Consider the following 22120-nt stretch of genomic DNA (forward strand, 5'->3'; position numbering starts at 1 on the left):
TTATTCGGTTTGCTGGCTTTCTCTGCAATAAGCGTTAATGTTGCTCTTTCTCATGCGCGGCCTGCTCAATCACCTTGCCTCTGCCGGTTATCAGCTTGAGCTGGTCGTTCTCATAGCCAACCTCGTAAATCACCTGATATTTGCTCAGCTTGTTTTTGCCGCTTACTCTCTCATCAACTGAAATAATCGCCGTCACAGTCGCTTGCTGATCGTTGTTGACCGTTACATGCATATCGTCGATAACGACATTGCGCGTTGGCATATAGCCTTCCCGAAATTCGTCATAGCTTGTTCCCTCTTTCCAACTGCCGCCCAGCAAGGAGTAGGCATATACATAATCGGCATTGTTCAGGCTGTCGTAAAAATGAGTAACCAAGTAGCTGGCATATTCACTCATCGTCGCTTCCTGCTTTTCCATGCCCGCGCTATTCGTGCCCTCCTGCTCAGGGAGCACCTCCATAGGCTTCGTCGACCATGCTTCCACCGTTGCCAGCACATTTACAATTGGAATGCTGAACCCAATAGATCCTTGCTCAATCCCTGCTGAATTAATGCCGAGCACTTCGCCTGTCTCTCTTCTGACCAGAGGGCCGCCGCTGTTTCCTGGCGCAATGGGCGCAGAAATTTGATACAAATCCTTATACGAATACGGTTCGATTGTAAAATTACGGCCCAAGCCGCTAATGATGCCTGTCGTTACTGTATTCTGAAAACCAAGCGGGCTGCCGATCGCCATCACTTCATCGCCTATTTCCGCTTTTTTATTGCGAACCATCTTAAGCGGCTTCTCGCCAACCAGTCCCGGGACGCGTACGACCGCGATATCCGTCTCCTTGCTGATGCCAATGACTTCGCCATCAAGCTCCCTTGCATCAGACGTGTGGATTTTCACCTTATGAACGCCGGATACGACATGCGCATTGGTGATCAAGTCACCTTGATTATTGTATAAAAAGCCTGATCCCTGCTTGCCATTGCCGCTTTCAATCATGACGACCAGCTTCTGGGTTTCATATATGACGTCTTTAAGCGGCTTGCCGGTTTTCTCCGAGCGCGTTTCTGACACGGCGAGCAGCGGCTTGCCACTAAGCTGCTTGGGAATTTCGGAACGGATAAATACGACCGCTCCCGCTCCGAAAAGCAGAAAAGCAACGGACATTATAAGGCTAAGCCAAGTTCCTTTTCTCATGAATATCTTCTCCTAGTCCAAATACCATGTGACATGATCGATGACGACAGTAGCATCGGTCTCTTCAATGCCTTCCACAGCTGCGTCGAAAGTAAAGGATTCGTTAGGCTCTATATAGTTAGGCATGGCGATAGACGTACCCTTCTTCAAAATCTGTTTATCCTTGCCGCGTACCGAATATTGGATTTCAACGGAATAAATCGGCCGGGTGGCCGCATTTTTGAGCAAGGCATGGATTTTGAAGCTGCCCGTTTCATCAAAGCTTGTATCAACCTTAACCACTTCAACGGCAGCCGTCTGATTAAGCAAATCCTCTTCCGCCGCTTTCTGCATGGCACGCTCAATTCTTTCCTGCTCCGCCTTCTCAAAAGCCTGCTTCTCCGCATGAATGCTTTCAAGCAGCTTCGTCAAGTTCGTATCCTCCGGGGCATAAGCCATTCCCTTCTGTACGGTGGCGATCGCCTCGGAGAAGCTTTTTTTCTGAAGCAGCTCCTTCGTCTGCTGTTGGCATACAATCGCGATTTTGTCCACGATCTGCTTGCGTACAGCTACCGCTTCTTCGCCGCCTAAACCATTAACGGTATTAAGCTTCACCGCCAAAGCATCCAGCGAGTTAATCTGGTCCAGCTCATTTTGCACCTGTACAACGACCATTCTAACATTTAAATCGGCAAACGCCTCGCGCAGCGGAGAAAAAATCTGCTCTTCCCGGCCTGCAAGCAGCGTATTCAGCTGCTTCACTAGCGGTCCAGCCTCCGTCAAAGCTCCATTGTCCAGCTCGCTGGCAAGGCTGTTAATTTTATTTTCAATTGCAACCGCCTCGTTGACAATATCCATATCCTCCTGAAGAGCACCATAGGCTGGACGCACCTTCGCTGCTTTCTCAAGCTGGATCATCGCTTCGTGATATTTGCCTCCCCAAGCTTTCTGCTTCGCTTGCTCATGCCATTCGGCAACATGATCATTCAAATCGCTTTCATATATGTAATAAGAAAAAACCCCGGCAGACGTTGTAATGAACACAACAACTGGCACGAGCGCAATTATAAACTTACGCCCAGCCCCGGCACGGTTTCTTCTGTTTCGTACTGGCGCTTGCTCTGGCACTAATGAGGCACTTGCCTCCCGAATGAATAATTCATGCTCTTGAATGACAATGGCCTGCGTCTGCTCATTTGCCTGCGCGTCCTGAAGCAGCGGTTTCCCGCATTTGCTACAGTAAACGGCACTAGGCTCATATTTATTTCCGCAATGTTGGCAATGCACCTGTGCTCATCTCCTGACGCAATCAAACTTTAATCGTCCTTGCCTCTATTCTATATGAAATAGTAAATGATCTCCATTTTTAAATGATGGGAATTAAAAAAATTAATAAGCTTATCATAACATTCCTTTTGAATTAGCGCGCTGCTTCCTTAATTTCCTTCAGTCTTTTCATGACATCGTTCACCCCGCGGCCAAAATAATCATGCAGCAGCTTGTATTCTGCATAAAGTTTATCATACACCGCTGCATGGGCCGGAATCGGTTTAAACGTCTCCTTGCGTACAAGCGCCATAACTCTAATATAAGTTGTACGAACAAGTGCATAGCTTGTTTTTCAGAAAAAAGGCTCCGCCGTCGACTCCCGAATAATCAGCTTCGGCTTATACACCGTATCAGCCATCCGAACTTGGCCGGAAGGAGCTCCCTGCTGAATCATCTGCAGCAGCTTGTCGACTGAATCTTCGCCCAGCCGCGTCTTTGGATGCTCCATCGTCGTCAGCTTCACTTCGGTTGCCGTCGCCAAATTCGCATCATCAAAACCGATTAAAGACAAATGCTCAGGGACATGAAGCTCGTGTCGCCGCACAACATCCAGCATGCGAACTGCCAGCTCATCGTTATAGCAAACGACCGCGGTAGGACGAAGCTCAGGCGCCCGGCCGAGCATTAGATCAAGCGACTGCTGCGGTTTTGTTGCCTTTTCCTCTGTGCTATAGCGTACGAGATGCTCTGGCTGCACAGCAATGCCGCGCTCACGGCAAGCCCGCAGAAAACCGCGCATGCGGTGCACGCCCTGGAAATCATCCGTCTTGAAAAAGCCTGCTATACGGCGATGTCCAAGGTCGAGCAAATGCTCGGCAGCCAAGTAGCCGCCCAGCTCATCATCGAGCCTCAAGCATGGCGCATCTACGTCCGAATAGCGTTCATTAAGCATAATATAAGGAATTTGCAGCGCATCCAGCGCCAAAAAACAATTAAAGTTCGGATTTCCCTCCGCGCTTCTCGTAGGCTCAATGATTAGTCCGCTGAGCGGCTCGCGCAGCATAGACTCGAGGCTTTCCCGCTCTTTCTCCTTCTCATTGTCCGTGCTGGCAAGCACCAGCCTTCCGCCCTTCGATCGCAAGCTGGATTCTACACCGCGAACGATCGTCGGAAATATGTAATCGGAAATATGTGTCGTAATTAATCCGACGGTCAATCCTGCCGAGACGCTTCTGCGCTCATGCACGCTTTGATCCGAGACAAAGGTGCCTTTGCCCTGCTCGCGATAAAGCCAGCCCTCTTTCTCTAAATCGCCAAGGGCTTGCCTAACCGTCTGTCGGCTCATGCCAAACTGCTTGCCGATTTCATTTTCCGATGGCAGCCGGTCATGCGGGAGAAATTGCGCCGCTGCAATCCAGCTCGTAATCTCTTGCTTCAACTGCATATATTTAGGAGAACGCTGCATATTTTGCACTGCACCTCAATTATAAAATCCTATTATTTGCATAAGTATAGCATATCGCCAACTTGTACGTACATATTTCCATATCATTCCCAATAATGGACTTGACCACTTTCTGCATTTTCCCTTTCTTCCATAAAAAAAGCAAGAACAAGGCCTAAGCCCTGCTCTTGCTTTAAAAAGAAACTGATTAGCGGCTCGCCAATCGCATATTAGGCGTTTTGCGATAGAGTAAGGCGCAGCTGCACGGTAACGTTATTTTCAGTATCCATCACGACATTATGCGGATTCTGCATGCCAAACTCCTCAAACGTGACGACCGTCTCGCTCTCCACATTCAGTTTACCGCCGCTGTATGCCGCTTGTCCTGTAAAGGTAACTTCCTTCGTAATCCCTTTAATCGTCAAGTCACCTGTCATGATAAGCGGGAACGTTTCTCCGTCCTTCACTTCCGCTGGCAGCGCCTCAAACTTTGTAGCTTTGAATGTGGAGCTTGGGAAGTTGGTCACATCGAGAAAATCCGCTTCTTTCACATGTCCGTCGCGCTGGCCATTGCCAGAATCGAGAACGTTCATATCCAGGCTCGCATCCGCCGCATTAGCTGCCGCATCCGCCGTATCTACATTCCATGTTCCCGTTACGCCATTTACTTCAAAGTTCACCGTCTCACGGGAAGTCGTAACCGAGAAATACACATTGGAGGAGGAATCAATCGTCCATGCCCCGTTTACATCTGCTACAGCTCCAGCAGCAGCTGTCTCCGTACCACTTGTACTATTTGTAGAACCAGAACCTGAGCTATTCGTGCCTGCTGCACTATTCGTAGCTGTCGAATCCGTGCCAATGACACTTTGGATTTCCTTGTTGTTGCCCGTAAACGAATCATACATCGCATATGCACCTGCTCCACCTAGCAAAACCACCGCAACAACAGCACCTATAACCACATTTTTCTTCTTCATCTTAAAATCCTCCTTTGTTTTTAAAACTACATTGTGTAGTGTTGTACGTTATATAAAGGCGAAGCGCGCCTTCCCTTGAGGGATCTGTGCGCTTCGCATAAAACCTGTATTTCGAATTTGTAGAAGGGCATCAAGCTGCAAATTCTATAGCATAATAGAAAGATACATGACGGAGATCGATCCGAAGGTCAGTATCGATAATACCAGTGCCAGCACCGGACAGCGCATGCTTAGCTCCTGCGACTCGGGATTGAGCAGCCTCATTAATCGATAATTAATCGAATGGTCGGCGAAAGAAGCATGGACAAAGGTCCGGACACTGCGCTCTCCACGGCTATACTTCACCAGCTTGAGCAGCGCGCTGCCAAGACTATGCTCGCTCACCCGCCGCTGCAAAGCGAAATGGTCCGCTAACAGCTCACGGGTTGTTTTATACTGCTCGACTCCCCAGCGAAGAATCGGCATATACCACAGCACCGTTGCCCCTACCTGCAATATCAAAATCATCAGCGGATCGCGATTGCGATAATGAAAGTGCTCATGCTCGATGACCGCCTCAAGCTCTTCCTTATCGAGCAGATTGAGAAGCCCAGTGGATAAAATGATTTTGGGACGTAGAAAACCAAGCGTCAGCGCAATCGGTTCTGGATGTGATACGACCATGATCGCCTTGCTGCCTGCAAAATAACGCGCATTCAGCTCATCCGATAAGTTGTCATGCTGTAAAACACTCATTTTACGGTTTGCGGCCCGTACGCCAAGCCACTGCTTCACCGTTACGTACATCAGATGGACGAACGTCCCAAAGACAGCAAGCTTCATAATGTAGCTAAGGAGCAGCAGGCTGTACCGCTTGATCAGGCTCTCGCATAATTCAAATACATTAAACGCAGCCTTCTCCCAGCCGAACAGCGTATGCGCCGCATACATGCCCATTTGCAGCAGCGTAAATCCAATCAGCATCAGGCAAAAGCCAAACATCCATTTCGACCTAAGACTCCAGCTCATGGCGTCTGCCCTCTTTAAGTGATTTGATTTTTTGCTCAAGCTTGTCCAGCAGCTCTTCATCAACCTCTTCCATCGCATCGAACATATAGTTGACGACGAGCGGGCCAAGATCTTCAAGAAGCTCCCGAGACTGAATGCTCAGAAATTGCTCTTGCGTGTGCACAGGCGCATATTTCGATGGCTTTCCTGATGACTTCACCAGCAGTCCCTTGTCCACAAGACGATTCATGACGGTCATAACGGTGTTGAAATTTAACGGCTTGTCCTGATCGAGCTTATGCTGCACATCCTTGATGTAGCTATCAGGCTGCGACCACAGGATGGTCATAATCCTTGCCTCCAGCGGGCCAAAAAACCGCTCCAGCCCTTTTGTCTGAATGTCACTTGTTCCCATGACTGCCTCACACCTTGCTATAACTACTTAATGTAGTGTAATTATAAAACCGGTTTATGAAAATAACCTTAAAAAAAGATGAGCAGAAAATTAATTTACTGATCTGACACAAAAATACATAAACGCCTCATGCAGACTAGCTGTGTGTATAGGCAGCAAGGCGCTCCAGCACATAACGCCGAACGTCCTCCCGTAAATCTTCACGCTCCAGCGCAAAATCAATCGTCGCTTGAACAAAGCCCAGCTTATCCCCTACATCATGGCGCTTGCCTGTAAAACGATGCCCAATAATCGGCGACAGCTCGTTCAACCGCTGCAGGCTGTCCGTTAATTGAATCTCCCCCGCTTTGCCCGGCTCCGCCTTAGACAAAAGGTCGAAAATAGCCGGCTCCAGCACATAGCGTCCCACAACAGCCCAATTCGAAGGTGCTTGTCCAGGCAACGGCTTCTCGATCAGCTCACGGATATGTCCCGCTTCGTCGCGAATATCGGCAATGCCATACTTATGCGTCTGATTCCATGGCACTTCCATAAGAGCAACGACTGAGGAGGCATACTGCTCATAACGATCGATCATTTGCTTCAGGCATGGCGGCTCGGACGTCAGAATGTCGTCCCCGAGCAGCACCGCGAATGGCTCGTCACCAATAAAACGCTGCGCGCACAGCACCGCATGCCCGAGACCGAGCGGCTCCTTCTGCCGAACATAATAAATGTCGGCCAGCTGCGAAATTTCTTTTACAACCTTGAGCATTTCCTCATTGCCGCGCTCCTCTAGTTCTCCTTCAAGCTCAACCGACTTGTCAAAATGGTCCTCGATCGCCCGTTTATGACGGCCGCTCACAATAACGATGCTGTCGATGCCCGACTGCACCGCTTCTTCCACAATATATTGAATCGCTGGCTTATCTATAATCGGCAGCATTTCTTTAGGCTGCGCCTTCGTTGCGGGCAAAAATCTTGTGCCAAGTCCGCCTGCAGGGATAATCGCCTTGCGTACCTTTTGTCCCATACGTCGCCGCCTCCATCTTTCACATTTTGTTCGAGTAAAGCTCTCCTCATCATACCTTGTCTTGGCTTCTGTTTCCAGCTAGTCCATGTCTTTTTCATCGCTGCCAGCTTGAGCCGCTTGCAGCTGCGCCGAACGAAGCGGCAGCATGACCCGAATCGTCGTGCCGGATGGCGCCCCATTGCCTCTGCCTGCTAAGACGCTGGATTCGATTTCAATCAAGCCTTCGTGAATATCGACGATTTTCTTCACAATAGACAGCCCTAGCCCGCTGCCGCCTTTCACCCGGTCACGCGCCGCATCCGCTTTATAAAAGCGCTCGAATACCCGCTCCTGATCAGCGGGGGAAATGCCGCTGCCGTTATCGGCAATACGCACGGTTGCACAGCCATTTTCCTCAAACAGCGTAATGTGGATGTGCCCATTATCCGGTGTAAACTTCATGCTGTTCGCCAGCAGATTGTTCCAAACCTGACTCAGCTGATCCTCGTCCGCGACGATGACCGTCTCCTCCATCAGCAGCTCAACCGTGAGCTGCTTCGCCATCCACTGCGGCTCACATGAAAGCACGACATCGCGCAGCTGGCGGTCCAGCCTGATCGCTCGCGGCTCAAAGGGATGCTGCTTCGAATCCAGCGAAGCGAGCTTAAGCAAATTCTCGCTCAGCCGGGACAAGCGGCTGCTCTCCTGCTTAATAATGCCGACGTATCGATTGCGCTCCTCATCGGTCAGCTCCTCGCTGCGCAGCACCTCGGCGAAGCCGCCGATAGATGTCAGCGGCGATTGAATTTCGTGGGAGACATTGGATACAAAATCCTGCCGCATCGTCTCCAGCTGCGACAAGCCTAATGTCATGCGATTGATGCTGTCCGCCAAATTGCCGAGCTCATCCCGGCGCTGCACCGGCAGCTGCACAGAGAAATCTCCGGTGGCGATGCGCTTCGTCGCTTCGGTCATCATTTTGAGCGGCTTGACCAAATAACGGGCGGCAATCGGAATTAGAATGCAGCCAACGACAAGCAGCGTGATCAATATGGTGTAGGTATTGCGCTGGAAGCTGCGAATTTCCGGGACGCGATCGGGCCGAACGAAGATAGCCCAGTCCCTTTCGCCAAGCACAGCTTTGCGCCCTAAAGCTGGTGGCGAGGATGGCCCGCTGGTCTCGCCCTCAGCTTGGCTCGGCAGCATTTGCAGTTGACCGGCGAAAGCATTTTCAATCACCTCTGGAGTTAGAAGCTGTGTGATTTCCGCGCTGGTCTTGCCCGCCTCAATGACTTCTCCACTACGGCCTATGGCTACAATCGCTATATTTTGCATTTCTGCAACCTGTTTAATGAAGATGCTCAAGGACTTTGGCGAGGAAGCGGCATACAGCTGTTCCATTCGTACAATCGAGCGATCCAGCTGGTTAGGAAATTGTCCGCTTAAATCCCTTGTGAAAATTTGATCCGCCATCCAATAAGCGATGCCCATGCTGATGACCACAATGACCAGAAACGTCAAGGTCACGCGAACATACAGGCTGCGAATCATTCAAGCTCCTCCATTCGATAGCCGAGCCCGCGAATCGTGACGATCCGGATGCCCGCTTCTTCCTCGGTAAAGCGCTCGCGCAGCCGTTTGATATGCACATCCACCGTCCGCTCATCCCCTTCATAGTTCATGCCCCATATTTGCTCGATCAACTGTTCCCTTGAAAACGTTTTGTCCGGGTAGCTCGCCAGCTTGAACAATAGCTCAAACTCTTTAGGCGGCAGCAGTATCCGCTTGCCAGCCATCGTGACATGAAATTCACTCAAATTGAGCGTCAGCTGCCCCAGCTCCACGGTCTGTGAAGCCGCGATGCGGTAGCGCTTGAGCAAAGCTTTAATGCGTACTGCAAGCTCCAGCGGCTCAAATGGCTTAACCATATAATCATCGGCCCCAAGACCGAAGCCTTTTACTTTATTCGCCGTTTCGCCTTTAGCGGTCAGCAGCAGCAGCGGCATATCATACGAGGCGCGCAGCGTTTCGCATAAGGTCCAGCCGTCCATACGCGGCATCATGACGTCAATAACGGCCAAATCCGGCAGCACCGTCTCCAGCAGCTCTAGCGCATCCTGTCCATCCTGTGCTTCTATAATTTGAAAACCTTCGCGGCGCAGCAAAATGCTGACAAGCTCACGAATGTTTGGATCATCATCTACGACTAATATTTTTGGCATGCGGATCACCCCTTTTGTTCGACTTTACTCTACCATAATACATATAGATGAATTTAAGATGAACATGTTTGACAGTACCCGTTAATTGTAATAATTTTAAACTAGAATTTATTATCAGAGGCTATCGAATGGAGGCAATCATTTATGCATAAAACAATTATTATCGGTACTGGACCTGCGGGACTAACCGCTGCTATTTATTTGGCTCGCGCCAACATGGAGCCGCTCGTTATTGAAGGCTGGCAGCCAGGCGGCCAACTGACGACGACGACCGAAATCGAAAATTTCCCCGGCTTCCCTGACGGCATTCTCGGCAGCGAGCTGATGTCCAATATGCGCAAGCAAGCACAGCGCTTCGGTGCTACGTTCCGCACTGGCTCTGTGAAAAGCGTAGATTTCAGCAAACGCCCTTATACGCTCGATGTGGAAGGAATCGGCGAGCTGCAGGCTGAATCGGTCATTATTTCAACCGGTGCTTCGGCGAAATATCTAGGTATTCCGGGCGAGCAGGAGAACATCGGACGCGGCGTCAGCACATGCGCAACCTGCGATGGTTTCTTTTTCCGGGGCAAAAAAATTCTCGTTGTCGGCGGCGGCGACTCCGCTATGGAGGAATCGGTGTTCCTGACTCGCTTCGCGTCGGAAGTAACGGTCGTTAACCGCCGCTCCGAGCTGCGCGCTTCGAAAATCATGCAGGACCGCGCTCGCGACAATGACAAAATCTCCTGGAGTCTCGACCGCACCCCGCTTGAGGTAGCAGCCGGAGATACAGGACTTCAAGGCCTTAAAGTGCGCAACAATGAAACCGGGGAGGAAGAGCTGATTGAGGCGGACGGTGTATTCATTACGATCGGGCATACGCCGAACACGGGCTTCCTTGGCGGTCAAATCGACACCGATGATCAAGGCTATATTATTGTGAAGCCCGGAACTGCCGAGACGAACATCCCAGGCGTCTTCGCCTGCGGCGATGTACAGGATCGCCAGTATCGCCAAGCGATTACTGCTGCTGGCAGCGGCTGTATGGCGGCGCTCGACGCCGAGCGTTTCCTAGAAGCCCAGGCTCATGTGGCTTCGGTCCATGCTTAAGCTCATTTCCCTTAAATAAATGATGGCATGATTTCCCTTCACGGTGTATAATCAGAGCTGAAGATAAAGGCAATGCTACCGAACACATTACGATCAAAGGCTGATCGATTATGGAGAAGGTACAACCTCGCTGAAAAGGTGCGGGTTGTACCTTTTTTTGCGTTCTTCTTGCTCGTTTAAGCCATTAAACTTGAGGAGAGTGGAATGATGTTATTGGAAGCTATTTATCATCGGCCAAAGCAAAACTGGGCGTATGCCTACGACGGGAAAACGCTGCATATCCGCCTGCGCACCAAAAAAGACGATATGGACCACGTCCATGCCATCGTTGGCGACAAATATGCCTGGGAGGAAACCAAAGAATTAATCGAGATGTCGCTGCTATCCTCCGACGCCTTGTTTGATTATTGGGAAGCAGCGGTAATCCCGCCGTTTCGCAGGCAGCGATACGCCTTCCAGCTGACTAGCGGCTTGGAGCAGCTTATTTTGACGGAGTCGGGCTTTCATGGGACGATGCCGGAAAACTCGAACAGCTTTTTTGACTATCCGTTTATTAATCCCGTTGACGTATTTGCTCCTCCTGCATGGGTGAAGGATGCCGTTTTTTATCAAATTTTCCCCGAACGGTTCGCAAACGGAGATGCCGATTTAAATCCCGAGGCTACCGAAGCTTGGGGCGGCGAGCCGACGCCACGCAATTTTTTTGGAGGCGATCTTCAGGGGGTCATTGACCATCTGGACTACCTAGGCGAGCTTGGCATAAACGCTATTTATTTCAATCCTTTATTTGAAGCTACGACTAACCATAAATACGATACCGCGGATTATATGAAGGTAGATGCGCATTTCGGTACGAATGAGAAGCTCAAAGAGCTGGTGGACGCGTGCCATCAGCGGGGCATACGCGTGCTGCTTGATGCGGTCTTCAATCATTCCGGACGAACATTTCCGCCATTCGTGGATGCGCTTGAGCGCGGAGCGGCATCGCCTTACGCTGATTGGTTTCATGTGCGGGAATGGCCTTTGCGTGTAGTAGACGGCATACCCACCTATGAAACGTTCGCCTTCGAGCCGCTGATGCCAAAGCTCAATACCGAGCATCCCGATGTTAAGGAATACCTGTTTAAGGCCGCCCGCTACTGGATTGAGGAAATCGGAATCGACGGCTGGCGGCTCGATGTGGCCAATGAGGTGGATCATCAGTTTTGGCGCGTGTTCCGAGCCGTTGTGAAAAAAGCGAATCCCGAAGCCTACATTCTCGGTGAAATTTGGCATGACTCAATGATGTGGCTGCAGGGCGATCAATTTGACGCCGTCATGAATTACCCGTTTACGAATGCTGTGCTCGACTTTTTCGCCTATCAGAAAATTGACGCTTCCGCTTTCACTAGTGCCCTCGGAGCGCAGCTCGCTGCTTATCCGCAGCAGGTAACCGAAACTGCCTTCAATTTGCTAGGCAGCCACGATACGCCAAGACTATTGACGGTTTGCGGAGATGAGCTCGGCGCGATGAAGCTGGCTACCCTGTTCAAGCTGACCTATCCCGGCGTTCCCTGCATTTATTATGGTGATGAAATCGGTTTGAATGGCGGAGGCGATCCCGAATGCCGCAAATGCATGGTGTGGGAACCAGAAGAACAGAACGCTGTGCTGCTAGATTTCTTTAAGCAAGCGATTGCCCTGCGCCGCAGCCATGCTGCTCTTCGCAGCGCAACCATACGCTTCATCCACGCCGATGAAACAAGGCGCATCATCGTTTATGAGCGCCGTTCAGGCGATGAGCGAATCGTTATTGCGATGAATGCCGGAGCCAAGCCGGCCGAGGTGAGCTTTCGCGTAGAAGATACAGCGGTTGGAGAGGCTTCGCGGGAGGTTGCCGCAAGCGCAGACGAAAGCAGTGTAGAACTGGTTAACTCAACAGAAACCGTCCAAGATGTAATCCGTCGTTATGAATGGCTGTCTCTGCTTCACGATTTTCCACAAGCACATGATGCAAAGTCCGGCAGCATTACTTTACAGCTGCCAGCTTATGGCTATGAGGTGCTGCTGCAACAAAAGCTGTAATAGCAGCGGGCGTAAGCTCGGCGGCAGCCGTTTCGAGGGTGAATTATAAGAAGCTTCTAAATGTGAAGCTTCTCCGTTATTATATTTTAAACAAGGAAAAAGACAGGCAGCATGCTCGCCTGTCTTTTCCTTGTTCACCATTTCGTTTCAAGCGCTGTTACGTTTCAAGCGAGGCTACCTTTAACTCAGCCCGTTCAGTCGCCTCATTTTACAATAAACACACTATATGGCGGCAGACTTATGAGCCCATCTTGCATCTCCACACCCTTATGGCTGTCGCGTATTACCTTGTTGAAAGAGCCGAAAGGCTCCTGCTCATGCAGTTTAACCAGCTGCTGTTCCTTCGACAAGTTAATTAGCACCAGCACCCGTTCCTTTGCAGTTGCCCTTACATACGAGCTAACCTGACTTATCGGCGAATCAAGACGATATTCCTCTATGCCGCCATCACGCAGGGCGGGCAGCTCATTACGCCAGCCGATCAGCATTTGATAATGGGCCAGCAGCGATTGCTCATCATTGAGCTGCGCTTCCACAGACACCAAGCTCGGGTCGGCATTGGAGCTGGCATCCTCCCAAGTCGTTTGTCCTTTACCGCCATCTATGGAGGAGTGCCAAAGCATCGGCTCGCGAATACGCTCATCCGGCTTCATGCCCTTCATTCCGATCTCTTCCCCATAATAGATGAAGGGATTGCCCGGCAGTGTCAGAAGCAAGGAAGCCGCTGTCTTCGCATGTGCCACATTTCCATTCAACACCGACATCACACGATTTTGATCATGGTTGCTCAGAAACGAAGCATCGGTGAACGCACCTCCTGAAGCATCTCCGTACAGCTTATAGGCCCGTTGCAGCGAAAAAGCAGCATCAGGGTCGCTCTCGGAGCTTGCTGCACGGAGCAGCTTCCCGGCCAAGTCAAAGTTGAAAGCCGAATCAAATGCCCCCTCCAGATAAGGCGCAACAACCGTCACTGAATCCCATACCTCGCCAATGAGAAAAGCGCCCGGATTCACCTCCGAAAGCCCGCTGCGAAATTGCTGCCACCAGCGCTGGTTGTTCTTTTTCACAGCATCACTGTTCACTGTAGAAGCAAAATCGCCATATATATGCTTGGCAGCATCGAGCCTAAAGCCATCTAGGCCCTGCTCCAGCCAAAACCGCCCAATCTGGATCATCTCTTCTCTAACGCCAGGCTCATCAAAATTCAAATCCGGCATCCCTTCCCAAAAAACACCCAAATAACGACTGCTACCGGCAGCATGCCAAGACTTGCCCCCAACTGCCCCATCCTCCTGCACCTTCTCATCCTTATCAGCAAAATGATACCAGCTTCGATAAGGGCTTGCAGCATCCTCCGTGGCCTGCTTAAACCACGTATGCTCCGTGCTTGTATGGTTTACGACCAAATCCATAATAACTTTGATATCCCGCTTATGCGCCTCTGCCAGAAGTCTATGCAAATCCTCCAGCGTCCCATAATCGGGATTTATCGCATAATAGTCCGTCACATCATAGCCATGATAGCTTGGGGAGGGTTGAATGGGCATAAGCCAAATGCCGCCTATACCAAGCTGCTGCAAATAATCCAGCTTTACGGTTACGCCGTTCAAATCGCCGATGCCATCGCCATTCGTATCATAGAACGACCGCACAAATATTTCATAATAGACAGTGGAGGGCTGTTCATCCACTTCATAGCTATCAACTTCTGGACTGGCGCTGGGGCTGAGACTGGGACCGGAATCGGGACTGGCGCTCGCGCTAGAGCTGAAACTGGAGCTGGAATTGGAGTTGGAGTTGGAATCGGTGCTGCAAGCGGCAACGAGCAGCAGCAGCAGAACAAAAACAGCTAAACCAGCCTTGCGCACGCTGTCGCCCATTAACCCATGAACGCTTATCCACATCGCCTCACCCCTTCGATGCGCCAGAGGTGAGCCCCTGTACGAGAAAACGCTGGAGAAAGATGAATAGCAGCGTAATCGGTATCGCAATGAGTACAGAGCCAGCAGCGAACATCGTGAAATTGCTATTTTGCAGCGAATTGACCAAATCCCACATTCCCACCGCCACTGTCCAGTTTTCCTTCGTACGCAGCACCAGCCTTGCGAAAATAAAATCGCCCCATACGCCAGTAAACGAGGTCAGCGCCACGTAGGTGAGCATTGGCTTCGACAACGGCAGCATGATTTTCGCAAACACCTGCAAATGCGAGGCCCCGTCTATTCTGGCCGCCTCATCCAAGCTGCGGGGAATCGTGTCAAAGAAGCCCTTTACAATAAATCCGCCCAGCGCGGCCCCCGCCGAATAAACCAGAATAAGCGCCATATGCGTATCAAGCAAATTTAATTGCAGCAATATGATATAGATCGCAATCAGGCTCATAAAACTCGGAAACATCCCGAGCACCAGCATAACCGTCAAGGCTGTCTTGCGCCCGCGAAAGCGAAACCGCGATAGGGCGTACATGCTGAGCGTTACGAGTATCGTCGATAAAATCATCGTGACGACGGCAATTTTCAGCGTATTCAAATACCACGTGCCATATAGATAGGCCTTGCTGGTAAATAGCTCCGCATAATGAACGAGCGTAAATTGCCTAGGCCAAAAATGTTCACTGTACAGCGAGCCTCCCGGGCGCAGCGAAGACAGAACGACCCACAGTGCCGGATAGATCGCGACCACCGAAATCAACAGCAGCAGCGCGTAGCTCAGGGTCAGACGGGCATTGCTTTTCCATTTTCTCATTGGATCATATCCTCCTCTTTAAACGATTTCGAGCGCCGGAAATTCCAGATCGAGAAAATAGCCACAATCATAAAGATAATGATGCCAACGGCCGAAGCCACATTATATTTATTGTTATCGAGCGTCAGTTTATAGAGCCAAGTAATCAGCAGGTCGGTCGCACCAGCAAACTGGTAATCGCCCTTCGCCGGATTGCCGCCCGTCAGGAGGAAAATCACATTAAAGTTATTAATATTGCCTGCAAACTGCATAATCAAGATCGGCATCGTCGAAAACAAAATAAACGGCATCGTAATAATGCGGAATTTTTGCAGCGTCGACGCTCCATCCACATCAGCAGCCTCATATAAATCACGGGGAATCGAGGTCAAAATGCCAAGTATAAGCACCATGCTAACTGGTATGCCAATCCACATATTGACGGTAATGACCGTCACCTTGGCCCAGAAAGGATCGGTGAGCCACGGCAGGCCGCCGAGTCCAAAGTAGCCTAAATATTGATTAATCGGCCCGAATTGGCCATTAAATAAATTTTTCATGACCAGTAATGAAATGAGCTGCGGAATCGCATACGGAATGATAAAAATCGTGCGCCACAGCTTCTTGAAGCGAATACCCTTCTGCTCAATCAGCAGGGCAACGAGAATTCCGCCAAAATAAGTTGTCACCGTCGCCAGGACGGCCCAAATAATCGTCCAGATCAGCACGCCTACAAACGTGTGGCTCCATGACTTCATTTTCACAAGATCAGTAAACGTCTTGAACCCTACCCAATCGACAAGCTTCGCTGGCGGAATATGATCAGGAGCCGAATAGTTTGTAAAAGCGAGCATGACCGTAAACACGATAGGCATAATCGTGAAAAAAAGCACGCCCAGCGCCGGAAGCGCGAGCATAAAATAAGGAAAATAAAAGGTCGCTGCATGCTCATACGATTGCCTGAACGTTCTGACAGGCTTCTTCTCATCCCGCAGCTTGCCATTGCGATAAGCATCCATGATATTCCACACATACACGCCCAGCAGCACAAATACGAGAAATAATAGAATTAACCCGTCCAATATTAAAAAAATCGAATGGTCGCCCTTGACCATTTGCGCCACTTTGCCAACCTTCACAAATTTTTGCGTCTTCTCGCCTAAAGTAACAAGGCCCCAGATCGCCCCACCGAGACGTGGTGCAATATAGATGAACCCCACCACTTCAAGCAGCATAAAAAGAATGCCCTTTAACCACTGCCGGTTATAAATTTGTCCCAAACCTTGCAGCACGATCGATAATAGTACAGCAATTGTGCGATGCTGCTTCATTGCGCTCCGGCTCCCTCCCGACTAAAATTCACCCGCTGCAGCTCCTCCAGCGGGTGAAAATAAGCTGTCGCTAACGTGTTATTGGCTGGCAATGGCATCTTGAATTTGTGCTACCGAGTTGTCGAGAGTAGCTTTCACATCTTTTCCCCCGTCCCAAATATCAGCGATGCCGGCTGTTATCGGCCCCCATACACTAGCCATTTGCGGAATAGCTGGCATTGGCGTAGAATGGGAAAACTGTTCATAAAAAGCTTTCGTAATTTCATCATTTTGAATTTTAGGATCTTGGACCGCTTCTAAATTTGCCGGAATCGTACCGTTCATTTCAAAGTTGCGAAGCTGGGACTCTTTCGTAGACAGGAATCGCGCAAACAGCTTCGATGCATTCGGATATTTCGTAAATGCGTTTACATAATAGCCTTGGACGCCCGAGAACGAGGTTGTTGGATTTCCATTGATCGATGGCAGCGGCGCTACGCCAAGCTCGATTCCGGCAGCTTTGTAATCAGCAAGCGCCCATGGCCCGTTAATATCCATCGCCAAGGAGCCTTCGATGAACAGACCCTTTTTAATATCAAATGTAATATCGCCTGTATTGAGCGGCAGCAGGCTTTCCTTCAGCGAAGCAAGGAACTCGGCTCCCTCCACAGCGCCTTCATTGTTTAGGCCAATGTCTTCTTTATCTGTATTATTGCTGCCGAACATATATCCGCCGGTTGTGGCAAGGAAGGCATAATCATAATAAAATTGCTGAAGCTCCCACATAATCGTATATTTATTTTTTTTCGGATCATTAAACGTTTTGCTAAATGTGATGACCTCGTCGAACGTTTTTGGAGCTGTTGGAACGAGTTTTTTGTTGTAAAGCAGCGCATACGTTTCGACGGAACGCGGATAGCCATAAAGGATCTCCTCAAAGGTTACCGCGCTTACTGCATTGGGATCATTTTCGCCTGCCGTTTCTTCCCCAAACCAATCATTCGGCAGCACGAGACCGGCAGAAGCGGCCCGCCCGATCTGATCATGCGGGAATACAACAATGTCCGCTCCCAGCCCCGCTGGCCCATCCGTCGTCAGCTTCGTCACCTGATCCGGATTTTCAACCTCCTCCAGCTTGACGGGAACGCCGTATTGCTCCGTAAACTCCTGCGCTAAAGCTTCTACAAACGCACGCTGGGATTTGCCTTCCCAGATGATGAGACTTGCTCCATCCTCCGGCAGCAGCTCGCCCTCCTCCTCATTGACAGCGTTGCTCCCCCCAGGCTCTGCAGGTGTAGAGGAAGCTTCCGGCGCACTCACGTTATTGCTGCCATTACCCGCATTGCCGCATGCTGCCAAAGTAAACACGAGTACACAGACGATAAATACTCCCAACCATTTCTTCATCATTAAAAATCCCCCTCCATAATGTGATGCCTTTGCTGCACGCCTACTGATACAGATGCTCCAAACGCTTCCCTCTGTTTGTGCAAACGTTTGTACAAATGATCGTGCAAAAATCATTCAAGCCGCTTTCAATCGATATAATCAGCTTGAATCTGTTCATTAATTGCGATGTAAGCGTTTGATTATTGGATTTATCATACAACATGGACAAAGGTTTGTTAAAACGTTTGCACAGCTCAAAATGCTGAAATTATCCGTTTGTTTCGCTTGATCACTGCATTTTACTTCCATTTTCTTATGATTTCATCATTTTTCCATTTTTAAATCTCAGGCGTATTTACTTTTCGGTAGCGCTTGCATTAACATGTAACTATAATGTTCAAACGATTGCACAGTTAAAGTGACAGGAGCCCGATTAGACTATGGTAACGATAAAAGATATTGCAAAAGCGGCAGGGGTATCTCCTTCGACCGTATCAAGGGTCGTCTCTAAACACCCCCGCATTAGTAAAGAAACCGCAGATAAAGTAAAACGCATTATGGCGGAAATGGGCTACCATCCCAATGCGATGGCTAAAAGCCTTGTCTCCAAAACAACGAATACACTTGCTATTATGCTGCCAAGGCCTGCGGAGGAGCTGTTCCAGGACTTTTTCTTTGGGGAGCTGCTGCGGGGCATACTGACACATTCCACTAGAGCCGGTTATGACATGCTGCTGACAACCGCTACTGGCGAGCATGATGAAATCGAAACGATATCAAGGCTCGTCCTTGGACGCCGGGTTGATGGCGTCATTCTTCTATCCGCACGCGTCAAAGATCCGCTCATTCATTATTTGAATGAGCAGCAATTTCCGAGCGTGCTGATTGGACGTACAGACGATTCGAATCCGCATATTTTAACGGTCAACAACAATAATGTGCAGGCGGCTTATGATGCGGCCCAGCATTTGATTTTGCAAGGCCATGAGCGAATTGGCTTTGTTAGCGGACCGCGCAATTTGACCGTTTCCTTCGACCGAATGGAGGGGTATCACCAAGCTTTAGCTAACGCTGGGCTGAAGCTGAATACGGAATGGGTTGTTGAGGGCGAATTTTTGCAGGAAAGCGGGTTTCGGGCAATGTCTTTTCTCATGGAAATGCCTGACCGTCCTACCGCGCTCATCGTCATTGATGATGTGGTCGCCTTCGGCGTACTGCGCGGACTTACCGAACTGGGCTATTCCGTTCCAGACGATATTTGCATTGTCAGCTTTAACAATATCGCTCTCTCAGAGCTTGCCACGCCTCCGATCAGCTCCACCGATATCGGTACTTATCAGCTTGGCTACACCGCCTCGCAGAAGCTTGTCCGTCTCATCCAAGACGAGCCGATTCACCAATCGAGCACCATTATTCCGCATCGGTTGATCGTCCGCGAATCCTCGATGCATGTTCCTGTTAAGAAGGGCTGAATAACTACAGCACCTAGGTGAGATAAGGACCAAAACATTGCTAAAATAAAATAACCAGTCGCTGAAAATTCATCAGCAGCTGGTTATTTAGATTGCTTAAATTCAAATTTAGTTATAGTAGAAGCAGATACCATTGTAGGTATGACCATAAAAAAAATGTACTCAAATCACATAGCAACTTGCGTGTCACTAATTAAACGAGATGATCCATTAATTAGACAAGCAGAGAAGTTAAACATATGATTTCAATGCATTATAAAATCATTTAGTGTTGAAATTATTTCATACCATAATTCTGAAGGAGACTCAAAACTATGAAAAAGATATTACTACTGGTTATTTCTGTATTAATTATATCCTTCCTATGTTCTTATTACATCTCTGGAACTACCGTTGGAGAATCAAGTACAGTTACGGAAGTCACAGAGAATTCCATAACTGTATTAAATCAAAACGGGAAATTAACAACTGTTTCGATTCCTAGCATAGTTCATGAGCTAATCCAAGAAAAAAAAGAATATTTTGTAGTTTTTGAATACAATGTATACAGGAAGCCTCATCTGATTTCAATTTCTCCTATTGATTAAATATATAATGAGCATATTCTGTAACTTAAGATTGAAGCGGAGTATACCCTGTTTTCTCAATCAAATATTGACCCTGCGGCGATAAAATCCAGTCAATAAACGGCTGTACTTTGGGATTGTCGCTGCCTGCGGTAATCGCATAAAACGGCGCCGTAAGCGGATAGGTCCCGTTTCTAATGTTCTCGCGGTTCGCCTCCACGCCGTTTATTTTCAGCAAATGGATTTGCTGCTCGTGCACCATTTCGGTGGCGTAGAAAAGAAACGAAAAGCCGATTGCATTTTTATAATTGCGGTAGTTTGCGGTTTGTTTAATGATATCGCCCATCCCGGAATTAACATCTTCTTTCGCAGGCTCCATCAGTTGCTTATCCTTCATGATTTTTTGCAGCATCGTCTGGCTGCCGCTGTTCTCTCGGCGCTGGAACGGCCGAATTTTCTCAGCCTCGCCCCCAAACTGCTTCCAGTTCGTGAGCTCTCCTGCATAAATGCCCTGAATCTGCTCCAGCGTCAAGTTCTGCACCTCATTGCGGCTGTTCACGAAAAAGATAAAAGCCTCATAGCCAATCGGCGTCAGCGTAAGCTCCACACCCGCTGCTTTTGCCTGAGTTTCCTGATCCTTGGACGGTGCAGGCGCAAAAATAATATCAGCCTCGCCTTTAATTAAGCGATTATAGGCATCCTCTGTACCGTTCACCTGAACCTCGCTGTCCTGCCCATAGTAGGGATATTCTTTTTGCTTGTATACCGCCTGAACGAATGCCGCATACATCGGATATAGGGCGGTTGAGCCATCCAGATGTGGAAGCTTACTGCGGATCTTGAGCGTTGGCGGCTCTGGTAGGGATACCGCCTTCGTTCCTTCTCGGAAGGGTTCATAATCCCTCATATTTATCGCTTGATCATCGACGATTTTCAACTTCTCTACGTATTGTTCATATCTCCATCCGAGCACAAAGAATATTGCAATGACTAAGATTGCTGAACCGCACAATGACCAGAAAACCTTTTCTTTTATGACATCAATATAAGCTAGCAAATAAAAGATACTTATAAGCGCAGAAGCCGCAATGACTAATGCTCCATATAATTTCGAGCCTGTTGACAGCATCACAATAGCATAGATGATCCAAGTAAAGAACATAATCGGAAAGCTAATAAGTATCGCAGCTAAAATAATGGTACTCCACTCTCTCTCTTTCAACGACTGTTTCCCCTTTTTCGCCCCATGGGCTTTTTTTCCTATTTTAGCGAATGGTCAGCATCCAGCTAGTACCAAGTTTACGTAGTACTGGCGTTTGCACACTATCCTTGGTTGCACCCACCAGCATGCAACAGCTAAGATTAAAGAAGTACCGCCAAGGACATGCTAAAGGAGATAGTTATGCTGAAATGGGTTTCCGCCATTATTTATGCTTTATTGCTCGTCACCGTTTTTATATACAAAAACAATCTGCTCGATTGGCTGCAAAATGACACCCCATCTGTATTTATCGTCTTTCTCGTCGCTCTGTTCCTCGTGCTCGTTCCCGTCGTTCCATTCAAGATCATGATTGCTCTGCTCGGTTTTATGTACGGTCCACTGCTTGGGGCATTAATTAGCTGGCTGGCCGCTTCACTTGCTGCCATCATCGTATTTCTGCTGGCGCGCTATCTCTTCCTAGAGCAAGGAAAAGCCTTCCTCCATAAATTCAACCAACTGGATAAGCTTCAGGCGACGATGGAAAAACGGCCGTTTCTAACGATTTTGACAGCGCGTTTAATTCCGATCATTCCCCATATGGTCGTCAATATTTATCCTGCGGTCACTTCTGTACGGCTGATTCCGTATGCCATCGCATCGGCTCTTGGCAAAATCCCTTTTATGCTGCTATTCGCTTATATGGGACAAAATATGTTTAAAGATTGGGCGAGCTTCGCATTATTCGCAGGCGTATACGCCGCTTTTTTCGCCATATCTTATGGCGGTTACCGCCTGTGGTTAAAAAGACAATGAAACGCATAAAATAACA

The 22120-nt window shown here is 49.0% G+C and carries 19 protein-coding genes and 1 pseudogene; 5 read left to right on the forward strand and 15 right to left on the reverse strand.

Annotated elements, in window-relative coordinates; all coding sequences use genetic code 11:
- Positions 1–34 precede the first annotated feature (34 nt).
- From AC50YG_RS08090 to AC50YG_RS08135, 10 genes and pseudogenes are all read right to left on the reverse strand, one after another.
- Entirely contained in the window at positions 35–1189 is a 1155-nt protein-coding gene (locus tag AC50YG_RS08090; protein ID WP_473756690.1) for a S1C family serine protease, read from the reverse strand.
- Between the two features lie 12 nt (positions 1190–1201).
- Positions 1202–2455: a zinc ribbon domain-containing protein gene (locus tag AC50YG_RS08095; protein WP_494826004.1), complete on the reverse strand. Its 1254-nt coding sequence runs from the start codon at positions 2453–2455 to the stop codon at positions 1202–1204.
- A gap of 133 nt (positions 2456–2588) precedes the next feature.
- Positions 2589–2747, reverse strand: a pseudogene (locus AC50YG_RS08100) (FGGY-family carbohydrate kinase); the annotation flags it as partial.
- Positions 2748–2789: 42 nt separating this feature from the next.
- Positions 2790–3902, reverse strand: coding sequence for a GntR family transcriptional regulator (locus tag AC50YG_RS08105; RefSeq protein WP_494826006.1), 1113 nt, complete (start codon positions 3900–3902; stop codon positions 2790–2792).
- Between the two features lie 209 nt (positions 3903–4111).
- The gene (locus tag AC50YG_RS08110) at positions 4112–4861 is read right to left on the reverse strand and encodes a YceI family protein (RefSeq protein ID WP_494826008.1); all 750 of its coding nucleotides are present in this window, start codon (positions 4859–4861) and stop codon (positions 4112–4114) included.
- A gap of 144 nt (positions 4862–5005) precedes the next feature.
- Complete coding sequence (locus tag AC50YG_RS08115) at positions 5006–5869, reverse strand: M56 family metallopeptidase (protein WP_473756698.1); 864 nt, start codon at positions 5867–5869, stop codon at positions 5006–5008.
- Positions 5853–6263, reverse strand: coding sequence for a BlaI/MecI/CopY family transcriptional regulator (locus tag AC50YG_RS08120; protein ID WP_341280976.1), 411 nt, complete (start codon positions 6261–6263; stop codon positions 5853–5855). Before AC50YG_RS08120 ends, AC50YG_RS08115 begins: the two co-directional genes overlap by 17 nt.
- A gap of 136 nt (positions 6264–6399) precedes the next feature.
- Positions 6400–7275, reverse strand: coding sequence for a UTP--glucose-1-phosphate uridylyltransferase GalU (gene galU, locus AC50YG_RS08125; protein ID WP_494826009.1), 876 nt, complete (start codon positions 7273–7275; stop codon positions 6400–6402).
- Between the two features lie 78 nt (positions 7276–7353).
- Positions 7354–8805 (reverse strand): sensor histidine kinase, encoded by a 1452-nt coding sequence (locus tag AC50YG_RS08130; protein ID WP_494826010.1) that lies wholly within the window; start codon positions 8803–8805, stop codon positions 7354–7356.
- Positions 8802–9476 carry a response regulator transcription factor gene (locus AC50YG_RS08135; protein ID WP_341280973.1) on the reverse strand — a complete coding sequence of 225 codons (675 nt, stop codon included), beginning with the start codon at positions 9474–9476 and terminating at the stop codon, positions 8802–8804. The genes AC50YG_RS08130 and AC50YG_RS08135 overlap by 4 nt, the downstream gene beginning before the upstream one ends.
- Before the next feature lie 144 nt (positions 9477–9620).
- Here AC50YG_RS08135 and trxB point away from each other — a divergent pair, with 144 nt between their 5' ends.
- Positions 9621–10565: a thioredoxin-disulfide reductase gene (trxB, locus tag AC50YG_RS08140; RefSeq protein ID WP_341280972.1), complete on the forward strand. Its 945-nt coding sequence runs from the start codon at positions 9621–9623 to the stop codon at positions 10563–10565.
- A 207-nt stretch (positions 10566–10772) separates the two neighbouring features.
- Positions 10773–12629, forward strand: a complete 1857-nt coding sequence (locus AC50YG_RS08145) for an alpha-glycosidase (RefSeq protein WP_494826367.1) — start codon at positions 10773–10775, stop codon at positions 12627–12629.
- 203 nt (positions 12630–12832) lie between these two features.
- Here the strand turns inward: AC50YG_RS08145 and AC50YG_RS08150 are convergent, their stop codons facing one another.
- The 4 genes from AC50YG_RS08150 to AC50YG_RS08165 form a co-directional block, all read right to left on the reverse strand.
- Positions 12833–14533: an alpha-amylase family glycosyl hydrolase gene (locus AC50YG_RS08150; RefSeq protein ID WP_494826011.1), complete on the reverse strand. Its 1701-nt coding sequence runs from the start codon at positions 14531–14533 to the stop codon at positions 12833–12835.
- Positions 14534–14537: 4 nt separating this feature from the next.
- Positions 14538–15374 carry a sugar ABC transporter permease gene (locus AC50YG_RS08155; protein WP_494826012.1) on the reverse strand — a complete coding sequence of 279 codons (837 nt, stop codon included), beginning with the start codon at positions 15372–15374 and terminating at the stop codon, positions 14538–14540.
- Positions 15371–16684 (reverse strand): carbohydrate ABC transporter permease, encoded by a 1314-nt coding sequence (locus tag AC50YG_RS08160; RefSeq protein WP_494826013.1) that lies wholly within the window; start codon positions 16682–16684, stop codon positions 15371–15373. Before AC50YG_RS08160 ends, AC50YG_RS08155 begins: the two co-directional genes overlap by 4 nt.
- A gap of 78 nt (positions 16685–16762) precedes the next feature.
- The gene (locus AC50YG_RS08165) at positions 16763–18073 is read right to left on the reverse strand and encodes a sugar ABC transporter substrate-binding protein (RefSeq protein WP_494826014.1); all 1311 of its coding nucleotides are present in this window, start codon (positions 18071–18073) and stop codon (positions 16763–16765) included.
- A 419-nt stretch (positions 18074–18492) separates the two neighbouring features.
- Between AC50YG_RS08165 and AC50YG_RS08170 the strand changes: the two genes are divergently transcribed.
- Positions 18493–19524 carry a LacI family DNA-binding transcriptional regulator gene (locus tag AC50YG_RS08170; RefSeq protein ID WP_473756715.1) on the forward strand — a complete coding sequence of 344 codons (1032 nt, stop codon included), beginning with the start codon at positions 18493–18495 and terminating at the stop codon, positions 19522–19524.
- Positions 19525–19838: 314 nt separating this feature from the next.
- On the forward strand, positions 19839–20111 hold the full coding sequence (locus tag AC50YG_RS08175) for a hypothetical protein (RefSeq protein ID WP_494826016.1): 273 nt from the start codon (positions 19839–19841) through the stop codon (positions 20109–20111).
- 25 nt (positions 20112–20136) lie between these two features.
- Here AC50YG_RS08175 and AC50YG_RS08180 read toward each other — a convergent pair whose 3' ends face one another.
- Positions 20137–21312 carry a substrate-binding domain-containing protein gene (locus AC50YG_RS08180; RefSeq protein ID WP_494826017.1) on the reverse strand — a complete coding sequence of 392 codons (1176 nt, stop codon included), beginning with the start codon at positions 21310–21312 and terminating at the stop codon, positions 20137–20139.
- Between the two features lie 180 nt (positions 21313–21492).
- On the opposite strand from AC50YG_RS08180, the gene AC50YG_RS08185 reads away from it, so the two are divergent.
- Positions 21493–22104 carry a TVP38/TMEM64 family protein gene (locus AC50YG_RS08185; RefSeq protein WP_494826018.1) on the forward strand — a complete coding sequence of 204 codons (612 nt, stop codon included), beginning with the start codon at positions 21493–21495 and terminating at the stop codon, positions 22102–22104.
- Positions 22105–22120 lie beyond the last annotated feature (16 nt).

The organism is Paenibacillus sp. J31R34, assembly GCF_059383715.1.

Excerpts from the sequence above, each read along its gene's own strand:
- AC50YG_RS08160 (WP_494826013.1), bottom strand. The coding sequence starts at position 16,684 with ATGAAGCAGCATCGCACAATTGCTGTACTATTATCGATCGTGCTGCAA.
- AC50YG_RS08105 (WP_494826006.1), bottom strand. The coding sequence starts at position 3,902 with ATGCAGCGTTCTCCTAAATATATGCAGTTGAAGCAAGAGATTACGAGC.
- AC50YG_RS08135 (WP_341280973.1), bottom strand. The coding sequence starts at position 9,476 with ATGCCAAAAATATTAGTCGTAGATGATGATCCAAACATTCGTGAGCTT.
- AC50YG_RS08175 (WP_494826016.1), top strand. The coding sequence starts at position 19,839 with ATGAAAAAGATATTACTACTGGTTATTTCTGTATTAATTATATCCTTC.
- AC50YG_RS08170 (WP_473756715.1), top strand. The coding sequence starts at position 18,493 with ATGGTAACGATAAAAGATATTGCAAAAGCGGCAGGGGTATCTCCTTCG.
- AC50YG_RS08120 (WP_341280976.1), bottom strand. The coding sequence starts at position 6,263 with ATGGGAACAAGTGACATTCAGACAAAAGGGCTGGAGCGGTTTTTTGGC.
- AC50YG_RS08110 (WP_494826008.1), bottom strand. The coding sequence starts at position 4,861 with ATGAAGAAGAAAAATGTGGTTATAGGTGCTGTTGTTGCGGTGGTTTTG.
- AC50YG_RS08150 (WP_494826011.1), bottom strand. The coding sequence starts at position 14,533 with ATGTGGATAAGCGTTCATGGGTTAATGGGCGACAGCGTGCGCAAGGCT.
- AC50YG_RS08130 (WP_494826010.1), bottom strand. The coding sequence starts at position 8,805 with ATGATTCGCAGCCTGTATGTTCGCGTGACCTTGACGTTTCTGGTCATT.
- AC50YG_RS08165 (WP_494826014.1), bottom strand. The coding sequence starts at position 18,073 with ATGATGAAGAAATGGTTGGGAGTATTTATCGTCTGTGTACTCGTGTTT.
- AC50YG_RS08115 (WP_473756698.1), bottom strand. The coding sequence starts at position 5,869 with ATGAGCTGGAGTCTTAGGTCGAAATGGATGTTTGGCTTTTGCCTGATG.
- AC50YG_RS08090 (WP_473756690.1), bottom strand. The coding sequence starts at position 1,189 with ATGAGAAAAGGAACTTGGCTTAGCCTTATAATGTCCGTTGCTTTTCTG.
- galU (WP_494826009.1), bottom strand. The coding sequence starts at position 7,275 with ATGGGACAAAAGGTACGCAAGGCGATTATCCCTGCAGGCGGACTTGGC.
- AC50YG_RS08155 (WP_494826012.1), bottom strand. The coding sequence starts at position 15,374 with ATGAGAAAATGGAAAAGCAATGCCCGTCTGACCCTGAGCTACGCGCTG.
- trxB (WP_341280972.1), top strand. The coding sequence starts at position 9,621 with ATGCATAAAACAATTATTATCGGTACTGGACCTGCGGGACTAACCGCT.
- AC50YG_RS08185 (WP_494826018.1), top strand. The coding sequence starts at position 21,493 with ATGCTGAAATGGGTTTCCGCCATTATTTATGCTTTATTGCTCGTCACC.
- AC50YG_RS08145 (WP_494826367.1), top strand. The coding sequence starts at position 10,773 with ATGTTATTGGAAGCTATTTATCATCGGCCAAAGCAAAACTGGGCGTAT.